Below are 26120 nucleotides of genomic sequence, written 5' to 3' on the forward strand. Positions count from 1 at the left end.
CGCGGCCTGTTTACAATCCCGGCCTTCCCTGAATTCGAGGTTCGCTAGTCATGGCGCGCGGTATCAATAAAGTCATTCTGGTGGGCAATTTGGGAGCGGACCCCGACACGCGCTACATGCCCAGCGGCAAGGCCGTCACCAACATCCGGATCGCCACCTCCGAGTCCTGGAAGGACAAGCAGACCGGCGACATGCAGGAGCGCACCGAGTGGCACTCGGTCGTCCTCTACGACAAGCTGGGCGAGATCGCGGCCGAGTACCTGCGCAAGGGCTCGCAGGTCTACATCGAAGGCTCGCTGCGCACCCGTAAGTGGCAGGACAAGGAAGGTAAGGACCGCTACACCACCGAAATCATCGGCCAGAACATGCAGATGCTGGGTGGCCGCGGTGGCGGAGGCGGCGGCGGCGGTGGGGGTGGCGGTGGCGGCTTCGGCGGCGACGATGAGCAGCCGCGTCGTGCCCCGTCCCGTCCTCAGCAGAACGAGCGCTCGGCGCCCCCGCCGGCCGATGACGGTGGCGGTTTCGACGACGACATCCCGTTCTAAACGCTCCTTGTCGGTAGAAGTCCTGCAGTGCAGGACTTCTACGGCCCGCGGGACTGGCGTCCGTCAACCGCGCGGCTGGGCTCAGAAGTCGTCGAAGCACTCCTTGATGCACCCCGCGGTCATGTATCCCATGGACACGATCTCATAGATGCCCGTCGACGATTCCGTGCTGTCTGCGTCGACCATGTAGATCAGGTACTGCGGATCGCGCTTTGCTCCGAAGTCATAGGTAGGCGGCGACGTGGATGCTTTCACCTTCTCAATGAAGCCTGGCTCCGATTCCCGAGGCAGCAGATAGATCGCCGCCATCGACTTGTCCGTCGCGGATTCAAAGACCCGAGTCAGTTGCGAAGGATCCTTGACGCGTATGAGCGCCGCATAGCTGGCAATGAATAGGCGAAGCGGCGCGAGATACCCGGGAATCAGTGAACGAGTCCAGACGACTTCGACGCCTGGAAGCTGGCTCAGCTGCCGTATCTGACTTCGACGCTGGGCGCCCATGGCGTAGACAAGCGCGGATTTGTCGGTGTCCTTGGCCAAGCAGGCGGAAATCTTCCCCACCCGGTCCATCACGTGGCTCGATGTGCTCTCTCGATCGCTCTCCAACAAGGTGCTGGGACTCGAACTGAACGCCCGCAAAGCCATACGACCCCACTATTTGCGCAGATGTAGATGACCCGGGTCCGCAGTACGCCAACCATCGACGGGTATTCGCCGGGCTCGTAACCATTGGTTGAGACGCTGCAGCGACTGGCTGCCAATCTGCTTGATATAGATGCCGCCCTTGGTCGGCGAAGCTCCCCAGCGTATTGAAAGTGCGATCTTCTGTCCAAGCGCCTTGCTGTAGCTCGGGCCAATGCGCACCCACTGTTTGAGAGGGCCGAAAGCGGTGCCGATTCCCCGGATGGCAGTGCCGCCGAGATAGCCGGTTCCGGCGATCCAGGTCGTGTTGCCGATGTGGTGGCTATCGAGCGTCGTGGCCAGCGTCCCGAAGACGGTCCCGGTTATTCCCCCCACGTCCAACCAGTAGTCGACCGCATCGTCCGCGGCGGCTGAAACCGGTCCGAAGAACTCGACCGCGCGCTCATTGAACGCGTCTGCAAATGTTGGCCACTCCACCGGGTCCTGCGCTGCAAGAGCAGACTTGTCGTCGGCCCTCGAGGTGCTCGCCTGATCCCACCACGGGTCGTCGTAGTGGCGGCGCCCGGTGACCGTCACGCCTTCGATCGGCTCGGCATCCCAGCCGGAAGGATCGACGAATCGATACGGATTGTCGTAGGCGTAGGCGTAGCGATTGAAGGTGTAGAGGTTCGCGAAATCCACCTGCAGCGGATCCATGCTGAGAAAACGGCCGAGCATCGGATCGTAGTAGCGGGCTCCCATGTAACTGAGCCCGGTATACTCGTCGTACTGTTCGCCGGCGAACCAGATGTCATTGTTATCGGCGGCGTCGCTGTCGATCACGGCCAGGCCGTAAGGCTCGTAGGTTTCGCGCCAGACGATGAGTCCATTCGCATCGCTGGCAATCGTGGGGCTGCCGGCCGGATCGTCGTGGAAGTATGTAATGGTCTCGCCGCCGAACGCCGCCGTGGCCATGCCAAACAGCGCCAGCATCATGCAGATCACGCGGATCGGGTTCATGTGCGCTCCAGTGTTTGCGTTCATTCGCGGTCGTCCTTTCGGAACACCACTTGTACGTTCTGTGTGTATGTCGTGGCGTTCGCCGCGTCGGTGACTCTGCAGCGCCAGTACGAAACGTAGGAGACGCCGTAGGTCGCGGTGAGCATGCCGCGCGTCCAGATCGTGGACGCTGAGGTCGGGCTGGCGATTTGCGTCGAGCCGTCACCGGAGACGCGCTCCCACTGATACGTGTAGCCACCCGCGCCGCCGGTGGCTGTAACCACGATAGGCGGCGACGTCTCCACCGGTTGTCCTCTCATCTGATACCAGCCCCAATAGTCATTGTTCACGGCCGCAAGCAGTGCTGGCGCATTCACGGTGACAGGAGGCGAATACAGATAAGGACTCCAGACCGCCGGGACCGTGGAGGTGTTGGCGGCGCGCACGCGGTAGTAGTACGTGCCATTGGTCCGGTTGGAGACCGTGATGCTGGTCGCCGGGCTAACGTGCAACTGCTCGTAATTAGCAAACGTCGGAGTCGTCGATTCATCGAGCAGGTAGGACGTGACCGTGCCTGTCGATGCACCCCAGCTGATCGTGTAGGTCCCGGTGGTGTTCGTCGTCGGCACGTTGATCCACGGTGGCGTGCTTGGCGGCTGAGTCACACCGATCGGTCCGCCGGCAGCAAAGCCGCCGCAGGCGCTGGCGTAACAAGCGCGCACTCGATAGTAATAACTGCCGGTCGCGCGACCCGACAGTTCCACGCTGTTGTTCGGTCCGCTGTAGGCCAGCGTTTCACCGGAGAAGCTGGCATTGGTCGCCTGGTACAGCTGATAGCTGGTGACCTGGCCGCTCGGTGTCGACCAGCTCACGACGAAGCTCACCGTGTAGCTGTTCGCGGGAACGTTGATCGATGCAGGCGTGCCGGGCGGCAATGTCACTAGCGTGCCGTTCGCGCCAGTGCGATGGCCGCTGCAGCCGCCGCTGTTGCAAGCCACGACACGATAGTAATAACTGCCATTGCCGCGACCGGAAAGTTGCGTGGTCGTGCCGCTTCCGCTGTATACGAGCGCCTCGCCGGAGAAACTCGTGTTGGTCGCTTCGTAGAGTTGATAGTACGCAGCCAGCCCATTGGAGGCCCCCCAAGTGATCGCGTAGCTGCCGCTAGTGCTGCCGCTGGGCACCGTGATCGACGCGGGTACGGCGGGCGCCGGCACCGTTACCTGAATCTGATACGTCAATGCGCCCGACGGATTCGCTGCGTCGCCCGAATACGTCGCGGTGATTGAATGTGCTCCATGGGTGAGTCCGGTCACATCGATGCTGGCGCGTGCGCTGCTCACGAATGCGGCGCCCAACGTGGCGCCTTGGCGTACAAATTTGACGCTGCCCTGGGGCGACGTACCGCCCACGTTCACGGCAATCGTGACGCTGTTGAACTGATCGGCCGTCATTTGCGTGGCGACGGGCGTCAACGCCGTCGGCGGCGATTGGTCCGTGACGCGCTGGGCAATGCGCTTGCCCGCGAGATAGATATGTTCGACCAGCTGTGACGTCGAGGGCGTGTACTCGGCCAGCAGTTCGCCGGTCGACGCCGTGAACTCATAGGTCGTCGTGCCCGACTTCGTCACGGTGACGCGGCTGCCTTTGCCGTCGTACGCGTATTCCACTTTGCCGGCAGAGCCGCAGTTGACGCAGAGAAGATTCGGTACGCCGTCGTATAGATACGTCGTCCCGGCCGCCGCGGTGATGTTGCCGCGATCGTCGTACGAATAGGTCGCTGTACGGCGGCCGGCCACGCTCGACAACCGGTTGTCGTCGTCATATCCGTAGCTCAACGACAGCGCGCCGAGATTTTGCGCGGTGATGTTGCCAACGCCGTCGTAACCGATGGTGCCGCTGCCCCATGGCCCGGAGGCGGAGGTGAGGCGATTCAAATCGTCATACCCCAGCGAACGCGAGTTCATCGCATCGACCGAGTCCGTGACGGTTGTCAGGTTTCCCGCGCCGTCATAGATGGAGCTGCTGTTTGCGTAATAGGTCCCGGCGCGGCGCGTGCTGAAGCCGCTGGTCCACAAGCGCGCGTTCTGTTCGTAGTTCGTGGAGATGCCGTTGGCGTAGTCGATCTGCCGCACCAGGCCCGACGGCCAATAGGTGACCGACGACACATAGCCCGACACTTGTGTCGGCCGTCCTAGGTTGTCCGGCGCATAGCTTACGACCCGCTGCGAGATGGGGTAGGTGATGCTCGAGAGTTGGTCGTTGCCGTTGTACGCATACACCGCGGCCAGCAAAGTGCCGCCGACGTTGAGCGATTCGGTAGTCAGGTTGTCATTGTCGTCATAACCGAGAGTGCGCGACGTCGTCGCGGTCGTGACCGAATGCAGCTGGCCTGTCTTGGTCCATGTATACGTGACGGCCGGCGTGCCGTCGGAGTAGGTGGTCGTCGACAATCGATTCTGGCCGTCGTAGGTCTGCTCGACTCGCAGGCTGCCATGCGTGCTCGCTGTGACATTGCCCGCGTCATCCACTTCGAAGACGGTGGCGCCGGTTTCCGGATGCGTTTCCGAGAGCGGCAAGTTGCGCGAGTCATACTCGTACGTGCGCGTGTATCCACCTTGCGTGATGCTCGATATGTTGCCGTTTGGAGCGCGCCCGATCGTGACGTCGGCGGAAGCGTCGGGCGGCGCAATGCCGATCAGCAGTGCATCGCTGGGGCTGCCATAGCTGCGATACGTGCGTGTCGTGACCTTCGATCGTTCGTCGCGCGCGATCGTGGTGCCCGGTCCAAACTGCATGGAACGATAGGTATCGTCCGCGTTCGTAACCTTCGTCAGTCGGCCGAGTGCGTCGTATTCGAAGTGCGTGCCCCGCGTCTCGCCCGGATTCGATTCGAAAGTCTTGCGGCCGAAAGCATCGTATTGGAAGGTGACGTCGATGCCTGCGTTGCTGATAGTCGTGGGCCGCCACAACGCATCATAAGAGATGGTCTGCGTAAGACTGCCGCGCGTGGAGGTCTTGGTCGATTTGGCGGCGCCCAGGTAGTTGATTGTGGTGTCGTTGCCCACAGCCATGTCGATCGCGGTGACTCGTCCCATGGGATCGCGCTGAAACGAACGCGTATGCTGCTCGCCGTCGATCATGCTCATGACGAAGCCGGCGTCGTTGACGGTGCGGCTCAAGGCGATGCCTTCGGCCTGCGCTTCCGTCTGCGGAATGCCACGCTTGTAATTGGAATACTCGTGCAAGAGCGAGCGAGGTTTGGTGATGGTCGCGACCGTGCCATCGGGATGATACGTGTAGCTCGTCGTCACGCCATTGCGCGTGGCATCCTGCAGACTCGCGTCGGCATTGTAAGTCAGTGAGACACTGCGGCCGGGTGAGGTGCTGGTGGCGAGTTTGCCGATCACCCACTTGGCGAGATTGTTGTAATAGGTGAGCTGGGTCGTGCGTGATCCGCCGTTCGGTCCGGATTCCGCCACCGACTGGGGATTGAAATAGCTGTCCCAGTTCGAATGGGTCGTGACATACGTCGCGCCGTCTTGTGAGATCGTGCGCGTCGCTTCTCGGCGGACGATTTCGCTGGCGTAGGCATCGCCCGCGGCGCTGAACCCGAGGCCGCGCGCGGCGAATGTCTGCCAGCCGATGGATTCGTCGCGCAGAATCGACGACGCGGACGAGCCGGTTTGTATGCGCAACAGCGCGCCCTCATCGTCATGCCAGCGATTGCCGAAGGTGTAGCGCGCGAAGGTATTCGACGGCCCGGTGATATCCACATAGCGCGTCGTGGGCGAGGCCGCCGTGCATGCGCCAGTGCCATAGGTGTGACAACCGTTCGGCGGGCCGTAGCTGTAACTCCAGCCGAAACTCGTGAAGCCGGCGCCGGAGACGGCCTTGCTGAACAGGCCGACGTTATCGATTTCTTTGGGATGCGGCGGGCACGGCCAGCTTGCGGAGTTGTAAAAGACCCACGAAAGGCCGCGGCGGACCGGGCCGAAAACGAAAGTGCCGGTAGCCCCCGAACGCAGCTGGATAGTCACGGTGGCCTGCCCGTCATATTTCATCGACGGCGAGTTGCACGAGGTCGCTTTGAGCCGCCGAATGGTGCTGCTGATCGAGGCGCTCCAGACGGTGGAATCGGGAAACGTGACGCGCAGGCCATTGCTGTAGTCATAGCTCCAGGTGCGCGTGCCATCCGTGACCGAGCTCAATGCCCCGCCCGGAGTGACATAGCTCAGGGTCAGTTGCCGGCCGTCATTCGCGGTGATGTTGGTGAGATCCGAGCCCGAGTAGGTGTAGTTGACCCAGTTGCCGAAGCGGTCTTCGACGCGCCTCAGCAGCATTCGATATTCCGAGCGGCTGATGACCGTCGGATCGCCGATGAACGAGGTCTTCCACAGCGCGGACACGCTGCGCCACCGGACCAGCCAATCGAAGTAATATTTCTTGCCGTCCGGCGCACGCGCCAGAAAGCCTTCGCCCGCGACCCCGTTCGCGGTGCTCGGCAGACAAGAGAAATACCAATGATCCTTGGTGACGTAGCGGTAGGTCGCGCCGTCGGTCGGCGCGTTCATGTCAGACGGTCCGATGGCGCGGATCACTTGAGTGCCGCCGCCCGGCAGATAAATCTGATTGGCGTGCCAGTACTCGAAAGCTTCCCAGGTGCTTTCCTTGCCGCTGCTCTGCGTGACCTCGGGCGCACCGCCATGTGAGCAGCGCAGATTGGTGGCGCCGGCGAGGCCGTCGCCATCGCTGGATTGCCAACCAGCCCCCGATTTGTAGATGCCGGAGAGATATGGGACCTCGTAGCGGCTCCAGGTGAGGAACTCGCCGGACAACATGCCAAGGGGCGTGCCCATGCCATCGTCGGCAGCATTGAGCGAGCGCTGCATCGAGACGGGCAGGTCGCTGTTGCCCGGCAGATTCACGTCGGTGACGAGGAAGCTGGTGGCGCCCGAATAGGTGTCGGTGCGATCGCCGAATGAATTCGATCCAGCGTTCCCTGCGCCCGAGGCGCTGAGCATCTGGGTGGTGAAATCGTCGTAGAGCTCGCGTTCGGTCTGTTGGGCCCACGCCGCGCTGACCGACAAAGCCGCAGACAGCACCAAAAACCACCAACTGCGCTTTACTGAATTATTCCGATCTTTCAGTGTGCTAATCATCTTTTATTCTTCCGTGTGCGTGACACCACACCCGGATGCTTGCGCATCCGGACCCGCATCCGTGGCTCGAAACAGCGTCAACTGGGAAAGGAGAGAATCAGAAGGTGGACATCCTGGTCCCGGTCATCGCGTCAATCCTTTGCCGCCCGTTGTTCGCTTGTAGGCCGATGGCCCTTGCTATTGTGGTGACGTTGCTGCCCCCGCCGCGAATTTGTCAAGCTGAATGTTCTTATGTAACGCCTTGATGGCAAGCGCCAGGCATTCGGCGTTCGCAGCCCTCGCAGCTCCGAAATATCCCGGGCAGCGTGCCAGCCGGTGGAAAAGCCCCGGCATCGCCCTTATCCTTGTCAGCCCTGTGATTTAGCGTTCGTCCGCCCGTTCCACCCCATGCCTCGCGTCTTTATCCGCACTTTCGGCTGCCAGATGAATGAGTACGACTCCGCCCGCATGGTGGACGTGCTGCGCGAGGCCGAGGGGTTTGAGCCGACCGACGACCCGGCGCAGGCCGACCTGTTGCTGCTCAATACCTGCTCGGTGCGCGAGAAGGCGCAGGAGAAGGTGTTCTCGCAGCTCGGCGGCTGGAAGCAGCTGAAGAAGGCCAATCCAGGCCTGATCATCGGCGTCGGCGGCTGTGTGGCCAGCCAGGAAGGCGACGGCATCACCAAGCGCGCGCCTCATGTCGATCTGGTGTTCGGCCCGCAGACCCTGCACCGCCTGCCGGACATGATCCGCGAGATCCGCTCGGCCGGCCGGTCCGTGGTCGACGTGAGCTTTCCGGAAATCGAGAAGTTCGATCACCTACCGGCGCCGCGCTCGGAAGGCGCGACTGCATTCGTGTCCATCATGGAAGGGTGCAGCAAGTACTGCACCTTCTGTGTCGTGCCTTATACCCGCGGCGAGGAAGTGAGCCGTCCGTTCGAGTCGGTGATGCTGGAGATCCGCCAGCTCGCTGATCAGGGTGTCAAGGAAATCAATCTGCTCGGCCAGAACGTCAACGCCTACAACGGCCCGATGGACGATGGAACGCCTTGCGATCTCGGCACGTTGATTTATTGCGTGGCTGATGTGCCGGGCATCGAGCGCATCCGCTTCACTACGTCACATCCGGTCGAGTTCAAGGACTCGTTGATCGAGGCTTATCGCGACGTGCCGCAGCTCGCGAATTATCTGCATCTGCCGGTGCAGGCCGGCTCGGACCGCATTCTCATGGCAATGAAGCGTGGCTACACCGCGCTCGAATACAAACAGAAGATCCGCAAGCTGCGTGCGGTGCGCCCGGATATCAGCATTTCCTCGGACTTCATCGTCGGCTTCCCCGGCGAGACCGAAAAAGATTTCGAAGCGACCATGAACCTGATCGCCGATGTCGGCTTCGATCAATCCTTCAGCTTCATTTACAGCCGTCGCCCCGGCACGCCCGCGGCGTCGCTGCCGGACGATGTCTCTCAGGAAGAGAAGCACAAGCGTTTGGATATTCTCCAAGCTCGCATCAATCAGCACGCAATGGAAATCAGCCGTCGCATGGTCGGCACCGTGCAGCGTGTGCTCGTCGAGCGGCCCGCGAAGAAACACGAGGGGCAGATTGCCGGCAAGACGGAGAACATGCGCTGGGTCAACTTCGACGGCCCGCACTCGCTGATCAATCAATTCGCCGATGTGCTGATCACCGAGGCCATGCCAAATTCGCTGCGTGGCCGGCTGGTCGGCGCGGGCAACACCTCTTCCATCCCGGCCGCGGCGGAGCTCGCCGTGGCTGCCCAATGAACTCACATGCGAGTTCGCGTACTACGGCATTGAACGCATCCATCGCAACGCGGGAGCTCGCGTTCGAGCCAGTGGACAACGCCCGGCTCGCCAATTTCGTCGGCCCCATGGACGAAAACCTGCGCCACGTCGAGCAGCGGCTCAACGTGCAGGTGAATCGTCGCGGCGGCCATATCGAAGTGTCCGGCAATCCGGCCGCGGCCAACGCGGCGGAGAAGGTGCTGCGACGCTTGTTCGATCTGTCGTCGAAAGAGTCAATCACACCGGATCGTGTGCATTTAGCAGTGCAGGAGGCAGGCATGGAAGAATCAACGGCGCCAGTTCTGGTCGCGCCCCGTCCGTCGGATGAGGTGACGATCCACACGCAACGCGGCGGCATCCGTGGACGGGGTCCCAATCAAAGACAGTATCTGCACAACATCCACACCAACGACCTGACGTTCGGCATCGGGCCGGCGGGCACGGGCAAGACCTATCTTGCCGTGGCCTGCGCAGTCGAGGCGCTGCAGACGGATCGCGTGCGTCGCATCGTGCTGGTCCGTCCGGCGGTGGAAGCGGGCGAGCGCCTGGGCTTCCTGCCCGGCGACATCGGCCAGAAAGTCGATCCCTACCTGCGGCCGATGTATGACGCCCTGTACGACATGATGGGCTTCGACCGGGTCGCCCGCGCGATCGAGCGCCAGGTGATCGAGATCGCGCCGCTGGCGTTCATGCGCGGCCGATCCCTTAATGACTCCTTCATCATTCTGGACGAAGCTCAGAACACTTCGGTCGAGCAGATGAAGATGTTCCTGACGCGCATGGGCTTCGGCTCCAAGGCGGTCGTGACCGGCGACATCACCCAGACCGACTTGCCCAAGCAACAGATGTCGGGCTTGAAGCACGTCATGAATGTTTTACCGGGCGTGGACGGCGTGGCCTTCAGCTACTTCACTTCGCGTGACGTGGTCCGGCATCCGTTGGTGCAGCGGATCGTGCAGGCGTACGAGCAGAAGCAGGCGGCCGCTCCCGACCGGCCTGGAGGCGACGGAGCTTGAAATTGGCCGTGACCGTGCAAGTGGCAAGTTCGCGTCGCGGCGTACCGCATGCCCGGAGTTTCAACCGGTGGGCGCAGGTTGCCTGCGCCCGCTATCTGCCCAGCGTCGAGCGCGAGCTGGCGCTGACGATTCGCGTCGTCGGCGCCGCCGAAAGCCGTCGCCTCAATCGCACCTGGCGCAACAAAGACAAGCCCACCAACGTGCTGTCGTTTCCCGCTGCGCCGCTCGCGCCGGGCAAGAACGGCGTGCCGTCTCGATTTCCCGCTAAAGAATATTCAGAGCTCGGCGACCTTGCCATTTGCGCGCCCGTGGTGGCGCGTGAGGCGAAGGAGCAGGGCAAGACCGCGCAAGCGCATTGGGCCCACATGGTGGTGCACGGCGTACTCCACCTGCTGGGCTTCGATCATGAAACCGATCGTGACGCCGATGTGATGGAAGCCCGTGAAGCAAAGATTCTCGCGCAATTCGGATATCACAACCCTTATGCCTGAAGAGCACAGTCACACTGGCAGTTGGCTGCGACGGATCACCGGCTCGCTGAGCGGCGAGCCACGCGATCTGGAAGATCTGAACGAGGTGCTGGGTCAGGCCCGCGAGCGGGGCATCATCGACGCCGATGCGCACGAGATGCTCGAAGGCGTGTTCCGCGTCGTCGAACTGCAGGTGCGCGACATCATGGTGCCGCGCTCGCAGATGATCATCGTCAATCGCGACGATCCGCCGGAAGAAATCCTGCCCATGGTGGTCGAGCACGGCCACTCGCGCTATCCGGTCATCGGCGAGGATCGCGACCAGATCGTCGGCATCCTGCTCGCCAAGGATCTGCTGCGCTACTTCGCCGAAGGCACGCGCTCCAGCTTCGACATCAAGGAATGTTTGCGGCCGGCGGTGTTCATTCCCGAGAGCAAGCGACTCAACGTGCTGCTGAAGGAATTCCGCGTCAGCCATCATCACATGGCCATCGTCGTCGATGAGTACGGCGGCGTGTCGGGCCTGGTGACCATCGAAGACGTGCTGGAGCAGATCGTCGGCGACATCGGCGACGAATACGACACGGACGACGACCTCGACATCCGCAAGGAAGGCGAGCGGCAGTTCACCGTCAAGGCGCAGACGCGCATCGATGAGTTCAACAGCTACTTCGGCACGGAGTTCAGCGACGAAGAGTTCGACACCATCGGCGGTCTGGCGATCAGCAGCCTCGGGCGGCTGCCCCGGCGCGGTGAATCTTTTTCGCTCGGCGGACTCGAATTCAAGGTATTGCGCGCCGATCGCCGCCGCCTCGATCTGCTGCGCGTAATCACGCCGCGCGATATCGAGCCGCAAGACGATTGATCCGGTTCGATGCTGGGCGGGATGCCCCGAATGCCGGGAGTGCGTGGATGCGCAGGACCGGCCCGCTCGGCGGCATCATTAGTTCTCAGTCATTCGTCATTGCACCCAAGTGAACACTGCGAAGGAACAAATGGCGGCCGTGCCGCTCGAAAAGGATCACGCCGTGAGCGTGCGCACCTTCAAGTTCTACACGCACTTGTCCTTGCCGGTCGGTGCGGCGGTTTCGCTCGCGTTCGCGCCCTTCAATCTGTGGCCGCTGGCCATGCTGTGTTTCTCGTTCTTGTTTCTCGCCTGGGAAGAGGCGACGCCGAAGCAGGCTGCGAAGCGCGGGTTCCTGTTCACGGCCGGGACGTATCTCGCCGGCACCTATTGGCTGTATCACAGCATTCACACCATCGGAAATGCGCCGCTGGCGCTGACGGCGTTCGTGATGCTGGCGCTGGTCGCCATCATGTCGGCGTACATGGCGCTGGTCGGCTATGCGTTGAAACGCTGGATTCCCGCGCAAGGCTGGATCAAATGGCTGCTCGTCCTGCCCGCCGCCATCGTCATTCTCGAATGGTTTCGTGGCTGGTTCCTCAGCGGCTTTCCCTGGCTCGCGCTCGGCTACACGCAAACTGATACGTGGCTGGCGGGCTTCGCGCCGGTCGGTGGTGTTTACACTGTCAGCCTGGCGGTGACTTTGTGTGCGGGCGCTATTGTCGCGATCGTCCTTGGCAACAAAAACATCCGCATCGCCGCGGCGGGTGTGGTTGGCGTCCTGTGGCTCATCGGCTTCTCGATCCACGATAAGGAATGGACCGAAAAGACCGGCGAGCCCATCAGTGTCGCCATCGTGCAAGGCGCGGTCCCGCAGGAAATGAAATGGCAAGACGAGCAGCGCGACAAAACCATCGCGTTGTATCGCGGCCTGACGCGCGAGCATCTCGGCACCAAGCTCATCATCTGGCCGGAAGCCGCATTGCCCGGCCTGTCCTATGAGCTGCACGACGTGCTGAGCGAGGAGTGGACCGCTGCGCATGCCGCAGGTTCGGCCCTGGTCCTCGGCCAGGTGCACTTCGATCCCGAGGAACAGGTGTTTTTCAATGCGGTGCTGGCGCTCGACAAGGAGCCGCAGTGGTACGCCAAGCGGCGCCTGGTGCCTCTGACTGAATATTTCCCGAAGCTGCCGACGTGGCTCACGGGCTGGCTGCGGAGCATGGAGCTGCCCTACAGCGGCTTCAAAGCCGGGGTCGAGAATCCCGATCCACTCGACGCCGCCGGCCAGAAACTGGCGCTCACCATTTGTTACGAAGACGCTTACGCGTCGGAACAGCTCGATGTGCTGAAGTCCGCGACGCTGCTCGTGAATGTGACTAACGATGCGTGGTTCGGCGATTCCACCGCTGCGCATCAACACCTGCAGATCAGCCGCATGCGCGCGCTCGAGGCGGGCAGGCAGCTGCTGCGTGCGGCAAACGATGGTATCTCCGCGATCATTGCTGCAAACGGCGTCGTCGAAAAAACGTTCCCTCGCTTCAAGCCCGGCGTGCTGACCGGCGATGTTCAACCTCGCATTGGACTGACGCCGTATGCCAAGGTCGGCAACTGGCCCGTGATCATCCTGAGCTTGCTATTCCTGCTGGCCGGGCTCTGGCCACTGATGGCTCGTCGCAAGACGCAGAGCTGATGCGCTTATAGCTGGCGCGCAGGGCCCGCGCGCTGTAATAAATGATCCGCACGGCAAAGCTGCCGCTCTCGGCAGCAACTAACATCGTCGACTTTGCAGGATATGAATATGAGCGCCAGGGTGGATCGCTTCGCGCCGCGTTCCGATGCGGATTTGTTACGTCTCGTACAACAGCAGCCGCTGGCCTGGGTGGTGTCCGGTTCTGTTGCCGAGGACAGCTTTCGTTCGACCCTGCTGCCCATCCTCGCCGAAACGGATGAGGAGGGTCGGGTCGTGCGCCTGGTCGGGCATTTCGCGCGCTCCAACGACCAATTCAAATTGCTGACGCAGAACCCGAAGGCCGTGATGCTGGTGCTCGGCACGAACGGCTACATCTCGCCGTCGTGGATGCAAGACAAGACCCAGGCGCCAACCTGGAATTACGCCAGCGCGCAGTTCTTCGTCGACGTGGAATTCTTCGAGCAGCCCGAGGCCATCGAGGCGCATCTGCGCGAGCTCGTGGATACAATGGAACGCCACGCGCCGCGCGCAGACGCGGCGTCTGCATGGAAGGTCGACGACATGGGGGCGCGCTATCGCTCGCTGGCCCATCGAGTCATCGGTTTCCGCGCGCAGGTCCGTGATGTTCGCGCCAAGTTCAAGCTGGGCCAGGATGAACGCGACGATGTGTTTGCCGAGATCATGACCGGCCTGAGCCAGGGCGGCCGCGCCGAATTGCATACCTGGATGCGTGAGTTCAATCCGGGCCGCGGCTGAAACCTGTCCAGGCCCTGTCGCGGGCCGGGGACTGCAATGTAAAAGCGTCGCACCCTGTCCCCGGCTGCGTCACGCCAGTATCATTGGCCGATGTGCCTTTGAATGGTGATGGGGACGAGTGGACAATTTTTTACAGGTCATCCTGCTCGGGATCATCGAGGGCATCACCGAGTTCCTGCCCATCTCCAGCACCGGTCACCTGCTGATCGCGCAGCACTGGTTGGGACGGCGCTCGGAGCTGTTCACTGTCGCCATTCAGGCAGGTGCGATTCTCGCGGTGGTCGTGATCTATTGGCGGCGCTTGTGGAACCTGACGATCAATCTCAGGGATCCCGTCAATCGCGACTATTTGTACAAGTTGAGCTGGGCTTTCATCATCACGGTCATTGGCGGCTTCGTCGCCAAGGAAGTGGGGCTGGAACTGCCCGAAACGGTGGCTCCGATCGCGTGGGCGTTGATCGTCGGCGGCATCGTGATCTTCGCGGTCGAAGCCTATGCCGACCGTCAGCCGGTGCGTGACACCCTGACTTGGGGCGTGGCGACATGGGTGGGCCTGGCGCAAATCCTGGCGGCGGTGTTCCCGGGAACATCGCGCTCGGCGGCGACGATTTTCGCGGCCATGCTGGCGGGCATGACGTCGCGTCCGGCCGCGGCCGAGTTCGCGTTCCTGGTCGGCATCCCGACCATGTTCGCCGCAACTGCTTACGAAGTGCTGAAGCTGTATGCAGACGGCCAGCTCGCGAATGAGAACTTCGGCGACCTGGCGCTGGGCTTCGTGGTGTCGGCCATTGTCGCGTTCATCGCAGTAAAGTGGCTGCTGCAATACATCCAAACGCACCGTTTCACCGTATTCGCCTGGTATCGCATCGCTCTGGGAATCCTGTTGCTGGTCGCCGTGTAGAGGACTGCATGCCGAATCGCCTGACACGCTGGATCATCATCGCGCTGGTGCTCGGCATCCTGAGCGGATACGTCGCGTTCGCGTACTTCCCGGCCTCGAGCGCGAGTTTCGCCGAGATCGCCTCGCTGCTGCCGTTCGTCTTCCTGCGACTGATCAAGATGATCATCGCACCGCTGGTGTTTGCGACGCTGGTGGTGGGCATCGGCAAGATGGGCGACATCGTTACGGTGGGCCGCGTCGGCGGCAAGGCGCTGGCGTGGTTCATCAGCGCCTCGGTGCTGTCGCTGACGCTGGGCCTGGTCCTGGTGCAGATCTTCGAGCCGGGCAAGGCCATGTCGCTGCCCATTCCCGACGCTACCGTCTCCTCCGGCGTGCAGGCCGGTGCGCTGACGCTGAAGGGCTTCCTCACACACCTCATTCCGGTCAGCGTCATCGAATCGATGGCGCACAACGAGATCCTGCAGATCGTCGTGTTCTCGCTGTTCTTCGGTGTTGCGCTGGCCTCGCTCGGCGAGCGCAGCAAGAGCGTAATCGAAGTGCTCGACGCGGTCGCGCACATCATGCTCAAGGTCACTGGCTATGTGATGCTGTTTGCGCCGCTCGCGGTGTTCGGTGCGTTGGCCAGCATCGTCGCGAAGGAAGGGCTGGGCATCATCAAGGTGTACGGGCTGTTCATGGGCGAGTTCTATCTCGCCTTGCTGACCCTGTGGGTGCTGTTGATCGTGCTCGGCGGCCTGGTCGTCGGGCCCAGGATCATGCAGCTCATCCGTCGCGTGCGCGAGCCGGCGATTCTGGCGTTTTCGACCGCCAGCTCCGAGGCCGCCTATCCGAAGACGCTGGAGGAGCTGGAGCGCTTCGGCTGCAGCAACCGGATCGCGAGCTTCGTGTTGCCGGTCGGCTACTCGTTCAATCTCGACGGCTCGATGATGTATTGCACCTTCGCAGTCATGTTCATCGCGCAGGTGTACGGCATCGAGCTGAGCATCGCGCAGCAGGTCCTGATGGTGACGATCCTGTTGTTCACGTCGAAGGGCATTGCCGGCGTGCCGCGCGCGTCGCTGGTCGTCATCGCCGCCACGTTGCCGCACTTCAATATTCCCGAGGCCGGCATGGTGCTGCTGCTCGGCATCGATCATTTCCTCGACATGGGCCGATCGGCGACCAACGTGATCGGCAATAGCATCGCGACCGCGGTGGTCTCGAAATGGGAAGGCGAGCTGCAACCTTCCAGTGACACCGGCGTGGCGGTGGCCGAGCCGAGCGAAAGTCGGCTGAGCTGATCCCGCTGCCGAAACGGGAGTGGGCTACCGCTCGTTGCCCTGGAGTGAGGCGGTGTATCCCAACCTCACTTGCCAGCTGCCTGTTATTCCTTCGCTTGCCCGCGGGCCTTCTGCGCCGCCTGCATCGCCTGTGCCCGCTTCTTCATCGCTTCCACGACGGCGGGATCGCTGAACTGCTTCTGTAGCGCTTCGGCCTGTTGGCGGGCCGCATCGATCTGCGGCTGCATGCTTTGCATCGCGTACTGTTGCTGCTTGTCTCTCATTGCCTGCGCACTGGCGTCCTCGCCGGCGACGCTATAGTACTCAGCAGCGAGCCCATACCGTTGATTGGAATCGGCCGCGGCGGCAAGTTGCTTTGCCTGCGAGCGGATCGCCGCGAGCTTGCCGTCGATGTTGGCTTCGCTGCCGAGCACGCGATAGAAATCCATTGCGTCTTCGAGCAGCTTGGGCGCGCCGTGGAATTTCTCGCGTAACAGGCTGGCTCTTTGTTCGACCAACGAAGCGACGCGAGCGTCCACCGACTTGCGCTGCGCCTCATCGCCACCGGTCGCTGCCCACATCCGCATGGATTCCAGCGCTGCACGCGAGGTCTTCATCGGTTCGGGATCCTTCCATTTCTGGGCAAACGCGGTCTGGACGTCGCCGGCGCGTTGCAAGGCTGCGAAGTCAGCGCCTTCCGGTCGTGACCGGATCAGTTGGACGTACTCACGCAGGTACTGCTCATTGAATGCAACTCGCTCAGCCTCGGCGGCCCGCTCGACGGCGCGCTTCGGCATGGCCTGCACCTCGGCCATGTATTTCGGATCGACCTTGTAATCGCCGGTGACTTTCAGCGCAGCAGCATTGTTGCTGTAGAACGCGCCTTCGCGATTGCGATAGTGCTCGAGCGCGCGTTGATAGGAGGCGGGGTTGTGCTGCTCGGCGCGGATGAGCTCGATGAACACGCGATCGGCAGCCGCGAACTGTCCGCCAGACTCATACAGATCGAATGCGTGTGCGAAGTCACGTTCCTTCTCGGCAGCCTGGCCGAGCTCCAGCCCGAGCGCCGCGGCGCGCCTGGCCGCATCCATTTCATAAGGATTGTTGTTTTCGCAGGTATAGCCCACCGCCGCTTGATAAGAGAACAGGGCCTGCGTTTTCCTGCCTTCGCGATCCAGCATCTGAGCCGTCTGGAAGTGAAGTTTTTTATCTGCGACGCTCTCGCCCGCACAATCGGCGCGCGCATAGTCGATTGGGCTGATGCAGCCCGACAGGGTCAGGCACACCAGCAGGGGAAGGGGCTTGAACATGGGAAGCTCCGCGTTTGACGATGGGCGCGGAGTTTGCGGAAGCGAATGTGCTCGCGAATCGCTCGAAGGTGCTATCCGGTACGCAAGCGCGGAGCCATGCACTTCAGTGCATGCCTCGAGAAAATCAATCGGTGGCCAACCAGGGACGCAGTTCTTCAGGCCGTTGACGCACGTACGCGAGCACCTGCCGGCGCTTCTCCGGGCCGCGCTTGCCTTCATCGCCGCCCGCAGCGTCGCCGAAGAACTCGGGCATGCGATCCTCGATGCGCTCGTAAATGCCGCGCCAGAGTTTCTTCAGGCCGTGCACGGAAACATCGAGCAGCGGCATCAGCGTATCGTCGGAATCATCGAACAAGGCGAACCACAGCAGCCGGCGCTGCGAGGCCGAGAACGTAAACAGCGGCGGCTGGTTTTGGAAACAATTGCGGGCCGGCGAACCGGGCAACAGCGTCTGCGCCTGCTCGCGCGTCAATCCATACAATGCGGGCTGGTGTTCCGGCGGCAGGTGCTGAGCCATAACGGAGTCGGCGTACTGACGCCGGATGAAACCCGATGCGACCGCTACCCGATCGTTGATCTCGCCGGTTTCATAGTAGACGGCGCGCAGGTTATAGCCTTCATGAAACATCCGGAAGGTGTCCTGCGCGCAGGCGATCACGCTCTGGACGTACGGGTTGGCGATGTCGTAGTCCCGTTGCGAGAAGTGCAGAATCAACATCGTCAGCTCGCCTCGGGCGTTTTCCATGCCGATCTCGCGATCGGTCATCGGCTTGATGCTGCCGTCGCACAGGCCGCGATAGATACGCCGGGTGATGAACGCCTGCGGCCGGCCGTCCAGATCCAGCGTCTGCCTCAGGCTCCTCGGCACGATCAGAGTGGCGCCTGCCGCCTGGATGCGCTGGCCGGGCGGCAGCGCCATATCTTCGATGACCCCGGCCAGCATCGATGGCTCGTTGACCAGCCAATGCCACGCCTCGGCGACTTCGCGCCGCTGGTTGTCGTCGAGGCCGACCCAGGGCGGCAGCAATTCCAGCGCTTCCGCGAAATCACGACGCGCGATGGGCCGATGGCGCAAACGAGAGAACGCGCGGGCATTGCTGGCGTCGCTGGTGGCCATTCTCGAGACGGTGACCTTGGAGCGGGCTTCTGATGGCTCGGATTCTAGCGGATGCGAACGCCGCCGAGCAGGCTGCTCGTCAGGACGGGCTGCAACTGTCAGGACAACCGACGCTTCAATTCGACTTATAGGCGAGCGTCGCAGTGAGCGGGCCAATGAGCGGTAGCAGGTCGCTGCGCTCGAAGCCGGCCGCCCGACAATCATCGTCGAGATCCGCCCCGCTCAATGCTCGATTGCGATGGTTTTCGGCGCCCAGCAGCGTCGCCAGCGCCGAGCTGCGGCGACGATCTTCGCCTGCGAGCAATTCGATGGCGATCAGGCAGCCGCCGGGCGACAAGGCCCGATGAGCGCGTTTCAAGAGCTGCGCTCGTGCGGCCTCGTCGAAGCGGCGCAGAATCATCGGCGCGACGATGACGTCGGTGCGAGCGAGGGTGGCTTGCCGGACCGGGATGGCGCCCCTCGTGCAAGACATATGTGTGTGACGGGTGGCGATGGCTCGCGCCAACAGACCGCGTGGGCTGCCCAGGTCGAGCATCGTTACGTAAGGGGTGAAGTCGAAGCGGTCGGCCAATAACGTGGCGGCGATGGTCAGCAATCCGGTCGCGAAGGATTTCGGCTTTCTCGACGTTGCCGCCGCCACACTTTGCAACAGCACTTCGCCCAGATAGCCGGGGCTGTTCCGGTCCAGGAAATGTCCGCTCTCGCGGCTGTTGACGTACACGGCGCCGGCGTCGTCGCCTTCACGCTCCAGAAACCCCAGTGCCACCAGCGGTTCGAGCAAATCGGCGACGGCGCTCTGATTCAAGCCGAGCGAGCGACGCAATTGGCGGTTCGAGCGCGGCCCCTTGCCGAGCTCGGTGAACAATCCAGCTTCGAGCGCCGACAGCAGAATGTGCGAAGCGCGGAATCCGAAGCCCGTCTGCAGAATGTGCTCCGGGGACAGCATGGCCGAAGGCGATCTCATCAGTGTCGCGCGTACTTCCAGGTCGCTGCCTGCACGCGCGAGCTGACGCCGAGCTTGGTCAGGATGTTCGCGACGTGGCGTTTTACCGTGTGCAGGCTGAGATCGAAGGCCCGGGCGATTTCCTTGTTGCTGTCGCCAGCGGTGATGCGTTCGAGAATTTCCTGCTCGCGGGCCGTGAGCCGGACCGGGCTCGGAGCAGCAGCTGGCCGAGGCGATGAGACGCTCACGACATTCTCGGCTGCCGGGGCCGGCATGAGTTGCAGGAGCAGGGTGTTCAGATCGTCGCGGGTGGCGATGCGGGCCAGCGTATCGCTGACGGCCTGTCGCACCGCCTCGCGCACTTGTTCGTAAATGTCGACCTGGTCACAGATCTCGGTATCCATGGACGCTCCCCAACCCTGTGTTGTTTCGATGGGGCGCATCCTAGGCAGTCGTCACAAGCGGCAAAATGCTCAAAAAGAGACTGCTCTAAAAGGGTACCTCCTGTGTCAGGTACACGGATGTAACCGCCGCCACAGGCGGCGAGCGACTGGCAAAAGTCACGCCTTTTGCCGGGCGCATGCTGGGCGGGGCAGGATGCCCCGATCCAGCATCATCAAAAGCGCGCTGGGACAACTTGCCTAACCTTCGATGGTTGTTCCGTGCCCATGGACCGGGCGTATACTCCCGTCGCAGTCATGCGTCGCCATTCCCTCAAATTGCTGAGCCTCTGGATCCTCCCGCTGCTGCTGGCGCGGGCGCTGATTCCAACTGGCTTCATGCTTTCGGTGGATGCGGGCCAGCTGCAGCTGATGTTCTGCCCCTCGGGGGTCGTGCAACCGCTGGCTACGCCGAAGGCGCTGCAGCAGCACGCACATGCCGAACATCACGAGGGCATGCATCATGGCGGAGGCGCGGATCAGTCATCGCCCTCGCACGATGGTGACAACGCACCGTGTCCGTTCTCTCTGGTCGCATCCGCGACGACTTGTGAAATTCCCTATCTCGCCGGCGCAGCCGATGCGCCGCGCGACGAGCGTTTTGAATATCTCTCCGCGCCGACCCTCCGTGTCGGCCCAGTTCGTGCCGATCGTATCCGCGGTCCTCCCAGCCTCGCCTGACATTGCTCACAGTGAGGGCGCCCCGGCCGTCAGGATCGCGGGCATTGCTGCTCGCTCCTGACCGTTCCGCGCCCTGATAGGCCGCGACCAAACATCGCGGCGGCGAAGGTCTGGAGTCGATTTCATGGACACCCGAACTATTCTCGCGACGGCGGCACTGCTCAGTGCCGGCGCGCCTGTCTGCGTGCGCGCTCAAGGCGTCGCAACGGACAAACTGATCGATGCGATTACAGTGACCGGCCTGCGGGAGCGGGCGGCGATGGAAGTGCCCAACCCGACGGCGTCGAAGACCGCCGACGAGCTGCGCACTCAGAATCTTTTCAATCCCGAGGACGCACTCAAATACTTACCCAATCTCACCATCCGTAAACGTTACATCGGCGACCGCAACGCGCTGATCGGCGGCCGCAGCTTTTCGACGTTGCAGCCGGCTCGCGGCCTGGTCTTCATGGACGGTTATCTGCTGTCCAACTTCCTCGGCCGCTTCGACGCGCCTCGCTGGAACATGATCGCCCCCGAGGAGATCGAGCGCGTCGATGTGTTGTACGGGCCTTATTCGGCGACGTATCCGGGCAACTCCATCGGCACGACCGTTGCGATCCGCACCCGCCGGCCGGTCGACCTGGAGTCGAGCGTGCGAACCACAGCCTTCAGCGAGCACTTCGCCGAGTACGGTATCGAGGACGACTACACCGGATATCAAGTATCCGCATTCCTCGGCGACCGTTTCGACAATGGCGCGTGGTTCACCCTGGCCGCGAATCGCCAGGACGCAACCGGTCACCCGATGCAGTACTACACCGTATCCGCGAACGGGGCCGGAACCTTCCCGGCCGTCACAGGTACGCCGACGCCAGTCACGGGCGTGCGCTTCGACAAAGATCCGCAGGGTCGCCGCCGCGCGGTGTTCGGTGCGAACTCAGGCGCCATCGATCACACGATTCAAGATCAAGTGAAGCTGCGCGGCGGCTATGCACTCACGGATTGGATGGAGATCGAAGGCTTCGTCGCGCTGTGGCGTAACGACACCGACAATGAGAATCGCACCTTGATGCGCGATGCGGCCGGCAATGAAGTCTGGTCGGGCCCGGTGGTTGCCGATGGCATTGCGTTCGACATTCCGACCAACGCATTCCTGCCGAGCACACGCAAGGAAGAACATCGGCTGTGGGGGACGACGTTGCGAACGACGCGTCCCGACGGTTGGAATGGATCGCTGGTTTTTTCCCAGTACGACATTCTCGAGGACTCGCAGATCGAGGGCTATCGAGGTGACTCCGGTCCTGGCGGCTCGCCTGATCCAACGAATACCGAGCGCGACGGCACCGGTTGGCAAACCTTCGAAGTGCAGGGCGTCTACACGCCGTTCGCCGACGACTGGACCGGCGGGCGTCATACACTGGCCATCGGCTATCACCGCAACGAGTACGAGCTCGACAATCCCGTCTACAACATCGTCAGCGGCGACCTGACGCAATACGTGTTCGGCCAGACGCGGTTGGAAGCCTGGTATCTACAGGATGAATGGCGCCTCGCCGACCGTTGGTCGCTGACCTTGGGCGCGCGCTATGAAGACTGGTCCGCATTCGACGGCGGTCAACTTGGCGCGGCCCCGTACGCCGATCGGAGTGACAGCGCGCTGTCGCCGAAGGCATCGTTGGCATTCACGCCCGACGATGATTGGACGCTGCGGTTGAGCGCGGGACGCGGCGTGCGTTTCCCGACTGTTCCGGAGTTGTTTCAGGGCACGAGCACGGCTGGGACGATCGTCGTCAACGATCCGAACTTGAAGCCTGAACGCTCCGACTCGGCCGACTTCACCGTCGAGCGCCGGTTTGGCTGGGGCAAGTTGCGCGCATCCTTGTTCCAGGACGACGTGCGCGACAGCATTTTCAGTCAGAGAAACATCACGGTGACGCCGGTTCGCAGCTACGTGCAGAACGTCGACCGCGTGCGCACGCGTGGCATCGAGACCGCGTTCAGCCTCGCGATCCCTGCGATCGAATCGCTGTCGTTCGATGGCAGTCTCGCCTATGCGCACGCCAGGATTCTGGAGAATGACAAGAATCCGGCTTCAGTGGACAAGGTCTGGCCGCGCATCCCGAAGTGGCGCGGCAATCTGCAAACAGTGTGGCGGCCGACGGACCGTTGGCTGACCAGTCTCGGCATTCGTTACTCGGGCCGTATGTTCAACAACCTCGAGAACGACGACATCAATCCCGATACGTACGGCGGGGTGTCGCGCTTCACGATGCTGGACGCGCGGGTCGCGTACACGACCGAGAGTAACATCGAGCTGGCGCTGGGCATGGACAACCTCACCGACGAGCGCGCGTATCAATCCCATCCTTATCCAGGCCGCACTGCGTTCGTCGAGGCGCGCTGGTCGTTCGAGGGCACGCCATGAAATCATTCAACTCCGTGCTGCTGTCTCTAGTACTCGTCGTGCTGGCTCAGCCGGCGCTCGCCGCGATGTCGCACGGTCGTGCTCTGGGCACGACCGCGGCGTTCGATCGACAGCAGCGCCTGTGGATCGTCCGCAGCGAACCTGTCGATAAGAATGCTCATGTGGTGGTCGAGCGATCGGACGACAACGGCAAGACCTGGCAGCCGGCCATGCGCGTGACGGCGAAACCGGAACCGGTCTCGGCCGACGGCGAGAATCGTCCGAAGATCGCGTTCGGTCCTCGCAACGAGATCTATGTGAGCTGGACGTCGCCGACCTCCGCCAAATTTACCGGTGACATTCGCTTCACGCGCTCGCTGGATGGCGGCAAGAGTTGGTCAGCGCCCGCGGTCGTTCATCATGATCGCCAGCTCATCACGCACCGCTTCGAGTCTTTGCTCGTCGATGAGGCCGGTCGCATCTGGGTGACGTGGATCGACAAGCGCGATCTCGGCGCGGCGCAGGCGGCGAAGCGTGAGTACGCAGGGGCGGCAGTTTATTACGCGTACTCGGATGATCGTGGCGCGACTTGGCAGGGCGATTACAAACTTGCCGACAATAGCTGCGAGTGCTGTCGGATTGCATTGACGCTCGATTCGAAAGGCCGCGCAGTAGCCATGTGGCGCCATGTGTTTCCGGGCAATGAGCGCGATCATGCATTTGCTGTGTTGAAGCCGGACGGGCAGGGCGTCGCTGTCGAGCGCGTCACGACGGATCGCTGGAAGATCGACGCGTGTCCGCATCACGGGCCATCACTCGCGATTAGCGCGGACGGCACTCGTCACGCTGTGTGGTTCAATCAAGTCAAGGGCGAAGGGCGTGCGTTCTACGGACGTTTGACGGGCGCTACTACCGCGAACGTGCAGCCGTTACCGGTCGGAGCTGTGCACGCAGACATCGCCGCACGAGGAAACATCGTCGGCATCGTTTGGAAACGTTTCGACGGCAATGCCACGCAGGTGGAGTCGTGGCTCTCGAAAGACGGCGGCCGCCATTTCACACCCGGGCCGACGTTACAAACAGAGGGCGAATCCGATCAACCCCGCGTGCTGAGCACCGACTCGTCGATGCTGATTGTCTGGCGCAAGGCCGACGGCGTCGCCGTCGCGAATCTTGGCGATGCGGGCGGCGAGGATGAGATCAAACCATTCAGCCGCGACACGCTGCGCAAGATCGAGCAGCAGCATGCCGGTGCGGAGTTCTGGGTCGTGATGTGGGACCTGGAATGTGTCTATTGCATGAAGTCGCTCGGCAACATCGCGGCCCTGCAAAAGCAGCAACCCACGCTCAAGGTGGTGACGATCTCAACGGATCCCGTCGCTGCGGCGTCCGACATTCGTCAACGGCTCGATGAACTTGGCGTGCGCTCGGAAGCCTATGCTTTCTCTCCAGCGCCGGAAGAAGCGCTGCGATATGCGATTGATCCCGCGTGGATGGGCGAGAAGCCGCGCGCATATCGATACACCGCGAACGGCTCGCGGACCGCAATTTCCGGTGTGCTCACCGCCAAGGAATTGGCGGGATCGTGAACTGGGTACTAGTTCGCCGGACATAATGCGACTGTAATCCCTGATTGCAACGCAGAATGTTCGCAGGCATAACGTGCATCCCATTGTTTTCGTTGGATGGATGGCCGGCCCATGACGGCTGCAGCGAGAGGCTCGCCCACGGAGCGCTATCGGCGTGAGCGGCCGCCCGTGAGCCGTGAGTGCGGCGATGAGCTGACCCGGATCACGGATGACATCGACGATCCCATCGTCAAGCTGCGCTATCTGCAGAACGCTCTCAACCAGAAGGACGATAAGAGCGCACTCGTGCAGCTCGTGCCGATCCCGCCGGCGCGTCGCGCGTGGTATCGGTTGAAAGGATTGCGCGCGCTCGATGCCGTCGCCGATGCCAATGAAGAAATTGCCGAACGCACGCTCGCGGCGCGACAGACCGCGCGCCGTGTTGTTGTCGGCGCGAGCGCGGCAGCGATGTTATTTGTTCCCGTGCTCGTGGCCATCGTTGCCTGGCAAGTCAATCGATGGCGCAGCGAGCCCGAGCAAGTCGTGTCCGTTGGCTCGTCCACGGAAGCGAATGCGAGTGCAATCGAATCCACGACGGCGACGCTCGTTGTGCCGCCCACGACGACGGCGACGCTGAACTCTCCAGCGTCTGCGGAAGAGGCGCCTGTCAATCAGCCGCCGGTGGCTGAACCGTTGGCCGCAGAAGACATTGGCATCGTGCCCAGCATGCTGTGGGTTGCAGATCGTGGGCCGGGCTGGGAGCTGTATAGCAACGGCCTGCGCATCGAGACGTCTTACACGGTAAAAGGTACGCCCCGCGACTATCGCGTGCAGACTCGCGACGGCAAGTTGCTACCCACCAAATTCGATCGCCCCATCGGCATTCTGTTTCACACATCGGAAAGCGATCTGTGGCCGCTCGAGCCCGGCTACGAGCAAGAATTGCGCAAGGGCTCGGCAGCGTTGCTCCGCTTCGTCCAGCGCGAGCAGGCCTACAATTACATGATCGATCGCTTCGGCCGCGTGTATCGCATCGTCGATGACGACAGCCGCGCCAATCATGCCGGACACGGGGTGTGGTCCCGCGGCGATGAGGTTTATCTGGATCTGAATTCGGCCTTCCTCGGCGTATCGTTCGAATCCCGTTGGGAAGGCGGACGCACGTTGCCCATCACGCGCGCGCAGCTGATCGCAGGTCGCAATCTCACTCATTACTTGCGACAGCGATTCGCGATTGCGCCCGAGATGTGCGTGACGCACGGGCTTGCGAGCGTGTCGCCGAAGCGTGGCTTGATCGGATATCACCTGGACTGGGCGCGCGGCTTTCCGTTCCAGGCGTTCGGCTTGCCGGATCTGTATTCGCAGCCGCTGCCGAGCGTGGTGCTGTTCGGCTTCAACTACGACAGTGAATTCTTGCGCACGATGGGCGAGCGCTGGCCCGGCCTGATTGCGGCCGAGAAGCAGCTTGCCGATGAGGCGCGTCAGCGCGCGATCTCGCTCGATGAATTAAGGCACGAGCGCCAGGCGCAATACCGCCGCTGGCGCGCGGCGCTTCCTACTCCCGCCGGGCCCGAGCCTGCGCTGGAGACACCAGCTTCACAGACGGCAGACAAAAGAGGGTAACGCT

20 protein-coding genes are annotated in these 26120 nt (G+C 62.3%); 13 read left to right on the forward strand and 7 right to left on the reverse strand.

Features of this window, described 5'->3' with window-relative positions; genetic code table 11:
- Positions 1–50: 50 nt before the first annotated feature.
- On the forward strand, positions 51–545 hold the full coding sequence (gene ssb / locus EK373_RS16065) for a single-stranded DNA-binding protein (protein ID WP_129644669.1): 495 nt from the start codon (positions 51–53) through the stop codon (positions 543–545).
- Between the two features lie 81 nt (positions 546–626).
- Here the strand turns inward: ssb and EK373_RS16070 are convergent, their stop codons facing one another.
- The 3 genes from EK373_RS16070 to EK373_RS16080 all read right to left on the reverse strand — a co-directional run bounded on the left by EK373_RS16070 (position 627) and on the right by EK373_RS16080 (position 7327).
- Positions 627–1115: a hypothetical protein gene (locus EK373_RS16070; protein WP_129644671.1), complete on the reverse strand. Its 489-nt coding sequence runs from the start codon at positions 1113–1115 to the stop codon at positions 627–629.
- 84 nt (positions 1116–1199) lie between these two features.
- Complete coding sequence (locus EK373_RS16075; RefSeq protein WP_157994383.1) at positions 1200–2186, reverse strand: RHS repeat-associated core domain-containing protein; 987 nt, start codon at positions 2184–2186, stop codon at positions 1200–1202.
- A gap of 20 nt (positions 2187–2206) precedes the next feature.
- Positions 2207–7327: an Ig-like domain repeat protein gene (locus EK373_RS16080; RefSeq protein ID WP_129644675.1), complete on the reverse strand. Its 5121-nt coding sequence runs from the start codon at positions 7325–7327 to the stop codon at positions 2207–2209.
- A 315-nt stretch (positions 7328–7642) separates the two neighbouring features.
- On the opposite strand from EK373_RS16080, the gene miaB reads away from it, so the two are divergent.
- From miaB to EK373_RS16120, 8 genes are all read left to right on the forward strand, one after another.
- On the forward strand, positions 7643–9091 hold the full coding sequence (gene miaB, locus EK373_RS16085) for a tRNA (N6-isopentenyl adenosine(37)-C2)-methylthiotransferase MiaB (protein WP_407676196.1): 1449 nt from the start codon (positions 7643–7645) through the stop codon (positions 9089–9091).
- The gene (locus EK373_RS16090) at positions 9088–10128 is read left to right on the forward strand and encodes a PhoH family protein (RefSeq protein WP_129644679.1); all 1041 of its coding nucleotides are present in this window, start codon (positions 9088–9090) and stop codon (positions 10126–10128) included. Before miaB ends, EK373_RS16090 begins: the two co-directional genes overlap by 4 nt.
- Positions 10125–10619 carry an rRNA maturation RNase YbeY gene (gene ybeY, locus EK373_RS16095; protein ID WP_129644681.1) on the forward strand — a complete coding sequence of 165 codons (495 nt, stop codon included), beginning with the start codon at positions 10125–10127 and terminating at the stop codon, positions 10617–10619. The genes EK373_RS16090 and ybeY overlap by 4 nt, the downstream gene beginning before the upstream one ends.
- A complete protein-coding gene (locus EK373_RS16100) occupies positions 10612–11463 on the forward strand; it encodes an HlyC/CorC family transporter (RefSeq protein ID WP_129644683.1) in 852 nt (283 codons plus the stop codon). The genes ybeY and EK373_RS16100 overlap by 8 nt, the downstream gene beginning before the upstream one ends.
- A gap of 109 nt (positions 11464–11572) precedes the next feature.
- Positions 11573–13132, forward strand: a complete 1560-nt coding sequence (gene lnt / locus EK373_RS16105; RefSeq protein ID WP_198683379.1) for an apolipoprotein N-acyltransferase — start codon at positions 11573–11575, stop codon at positions 13130–13132.
- 108 nt (positions 13133–13240) lie between these two features.
- A complete protein-coding gene (locus EK373_RS16110) occupies positions 13241–13888 on the forward strand; it encodes an FMN-binding negative transcriptional regulator (RefSeq protein WP_157994384.1) in 648 nt (215 codons plus the stop codon).
- 118 nt (positions 13889–14006) lie between these two features.
- Entirely contained in the window at positions 14007–14789 is a 783-nt protein-coding gene (locus EK373_RS16115) for an undecaprenyl-diphosphate phosphatase (protein ID WP_129644689.1), read from the forward strand.
- A gap of 8 nt (positions 14790–14797) precedes the next feature.
- Positions 14798–16069 (forward strand): dicarboxylate/amino acid:cation symporter, encoded by a 1272-nt coding sequence (locus EK373_RS16120; protein ID WP_129644691.1) that lies wholly within the window; start codon positions 14798–14800, stop codon positions 16067–16069.
- Between the two features lie 83 nt (positions 16070–16152).
- Here the strand turns inward: EK373_RS16120 and EK373_RS16125 are convergent, their stop codons facing one another.
- The 4 genes from EK373_RS16125 to EK373_RS16140 all read right to left on the reverse strand — a co-directional run bounded on the left by EK373_RS16125 (position 16153) and on the right by EK373_RS16140 (position 19822).
- Positions 16153–17358: a hypothetical protein gene (locus tag EK373_RS16125; RefSeq protein WP_129644693.1), complete on the reverse strand. Its 1206-nt coding sequence runs from the start codon at positions 17356–17358 to the stop codon at positions 16153–16155.
- Between the two features lie 124 nt (positions 17359–17482).
- Positions 17483–18475 carry a hypothetical protein gene (locus EK373_RS16130; protein ID WP_129644695.1) on the reverse strand — a complete coding sequence of 331 codons (993 nt, stop codon included), beginning with the start codon at positions 18473–18475 and terminating at the stop codon, positions 17483–17485.
- Between the two features lie 115 nt (positions 18476–18590).
- Positions 18591–19439, reverse strand: a complete 849-nt coding sequence (locus EK373_RS16135; RefSeq protein WP_129644697.1) for a methyltransferase family protein — start codon at positions 19437–19439, stop codon at positions 18591–18593.
- Positions 19439–19822, reverse strand: coding sequence for a response regulator transcription factor (locus tag EK373_RS16140; protein ID WP_232831129.1), 384 nt, complete (start codon positions 19820–19822; stop codon positions 19439–19441). Before EK373_RS16140 ends, EK373_RS16135 begins: the two co-directional genes overlap by 1 nt.
- A 294-nt stretch (positions 19823–20116) precedes the next feature.
- On the opposite strand from EK373_RS16140, the gene EK373_RS16145 reads away from it, so the two are divergent.
- From EK373_RS16145 to EK373_RS16160, 4 genes are all read left to right on the forward strand, one after another.
- A complete protein-coding gene (locus tag EK373_RS16145) occupies positions 20117–20539 on the forward strand; it encodes a hypothetical protein (protein ID WP_129644701.1) in 423 nt (140 codons plus the stop codon).
- A gap of 124 nt (positions 20540–20663) precedes the next feature.
- The gene (locus tag EK373_RS16150; RefSeq protein WP_129644703.1) at positions 20664–22946 is read left to right on the forward strand and encodes a TonB-dependent receptor; all 2283 of its coding nucleotides are present in this window, start codon (positions 20664–20666) and stop codon (positions 22944–22946) included.
- Complete coding sequence (locus EK373_RS16155) at positions 22943–24514, forward strand: sialidase family protein (RefSeq protein ID WP_129644705.1); 1572 nt, start codon at positions 22943–22945, stop codon at positions 24512–24514. The genes EK373_RS16150 and EK373_RS16155 overlap by 4 nt, the downstream gene beginning before the upstream one ends.
- Before the next feature lie 111 nt (positions 24515–24625).
- Complete coding sequence (locus EK373_RS16160; RefSeq protein ID WP_157994385.1) at positions 24626–26116, forward strand: peptidoglycan recognition protein family protein; 1491 nt, start codon at positions 24626–24628, stop codon at positions 26114–26116.
- Positions 26117–26120 lie beyond the last annotated feature (4 nt).

The sequence above is a fragment of the Peristeroidobacter agariperforans genome (genome assembly GCF_004138335.1).
Lineage (GTDB): Bacteria > Pseudomonadota > Gammaproteobacteria > Steroidobacterales > Steroidobacteraceae > Steroidobacter > Steroidobacter agariperforans.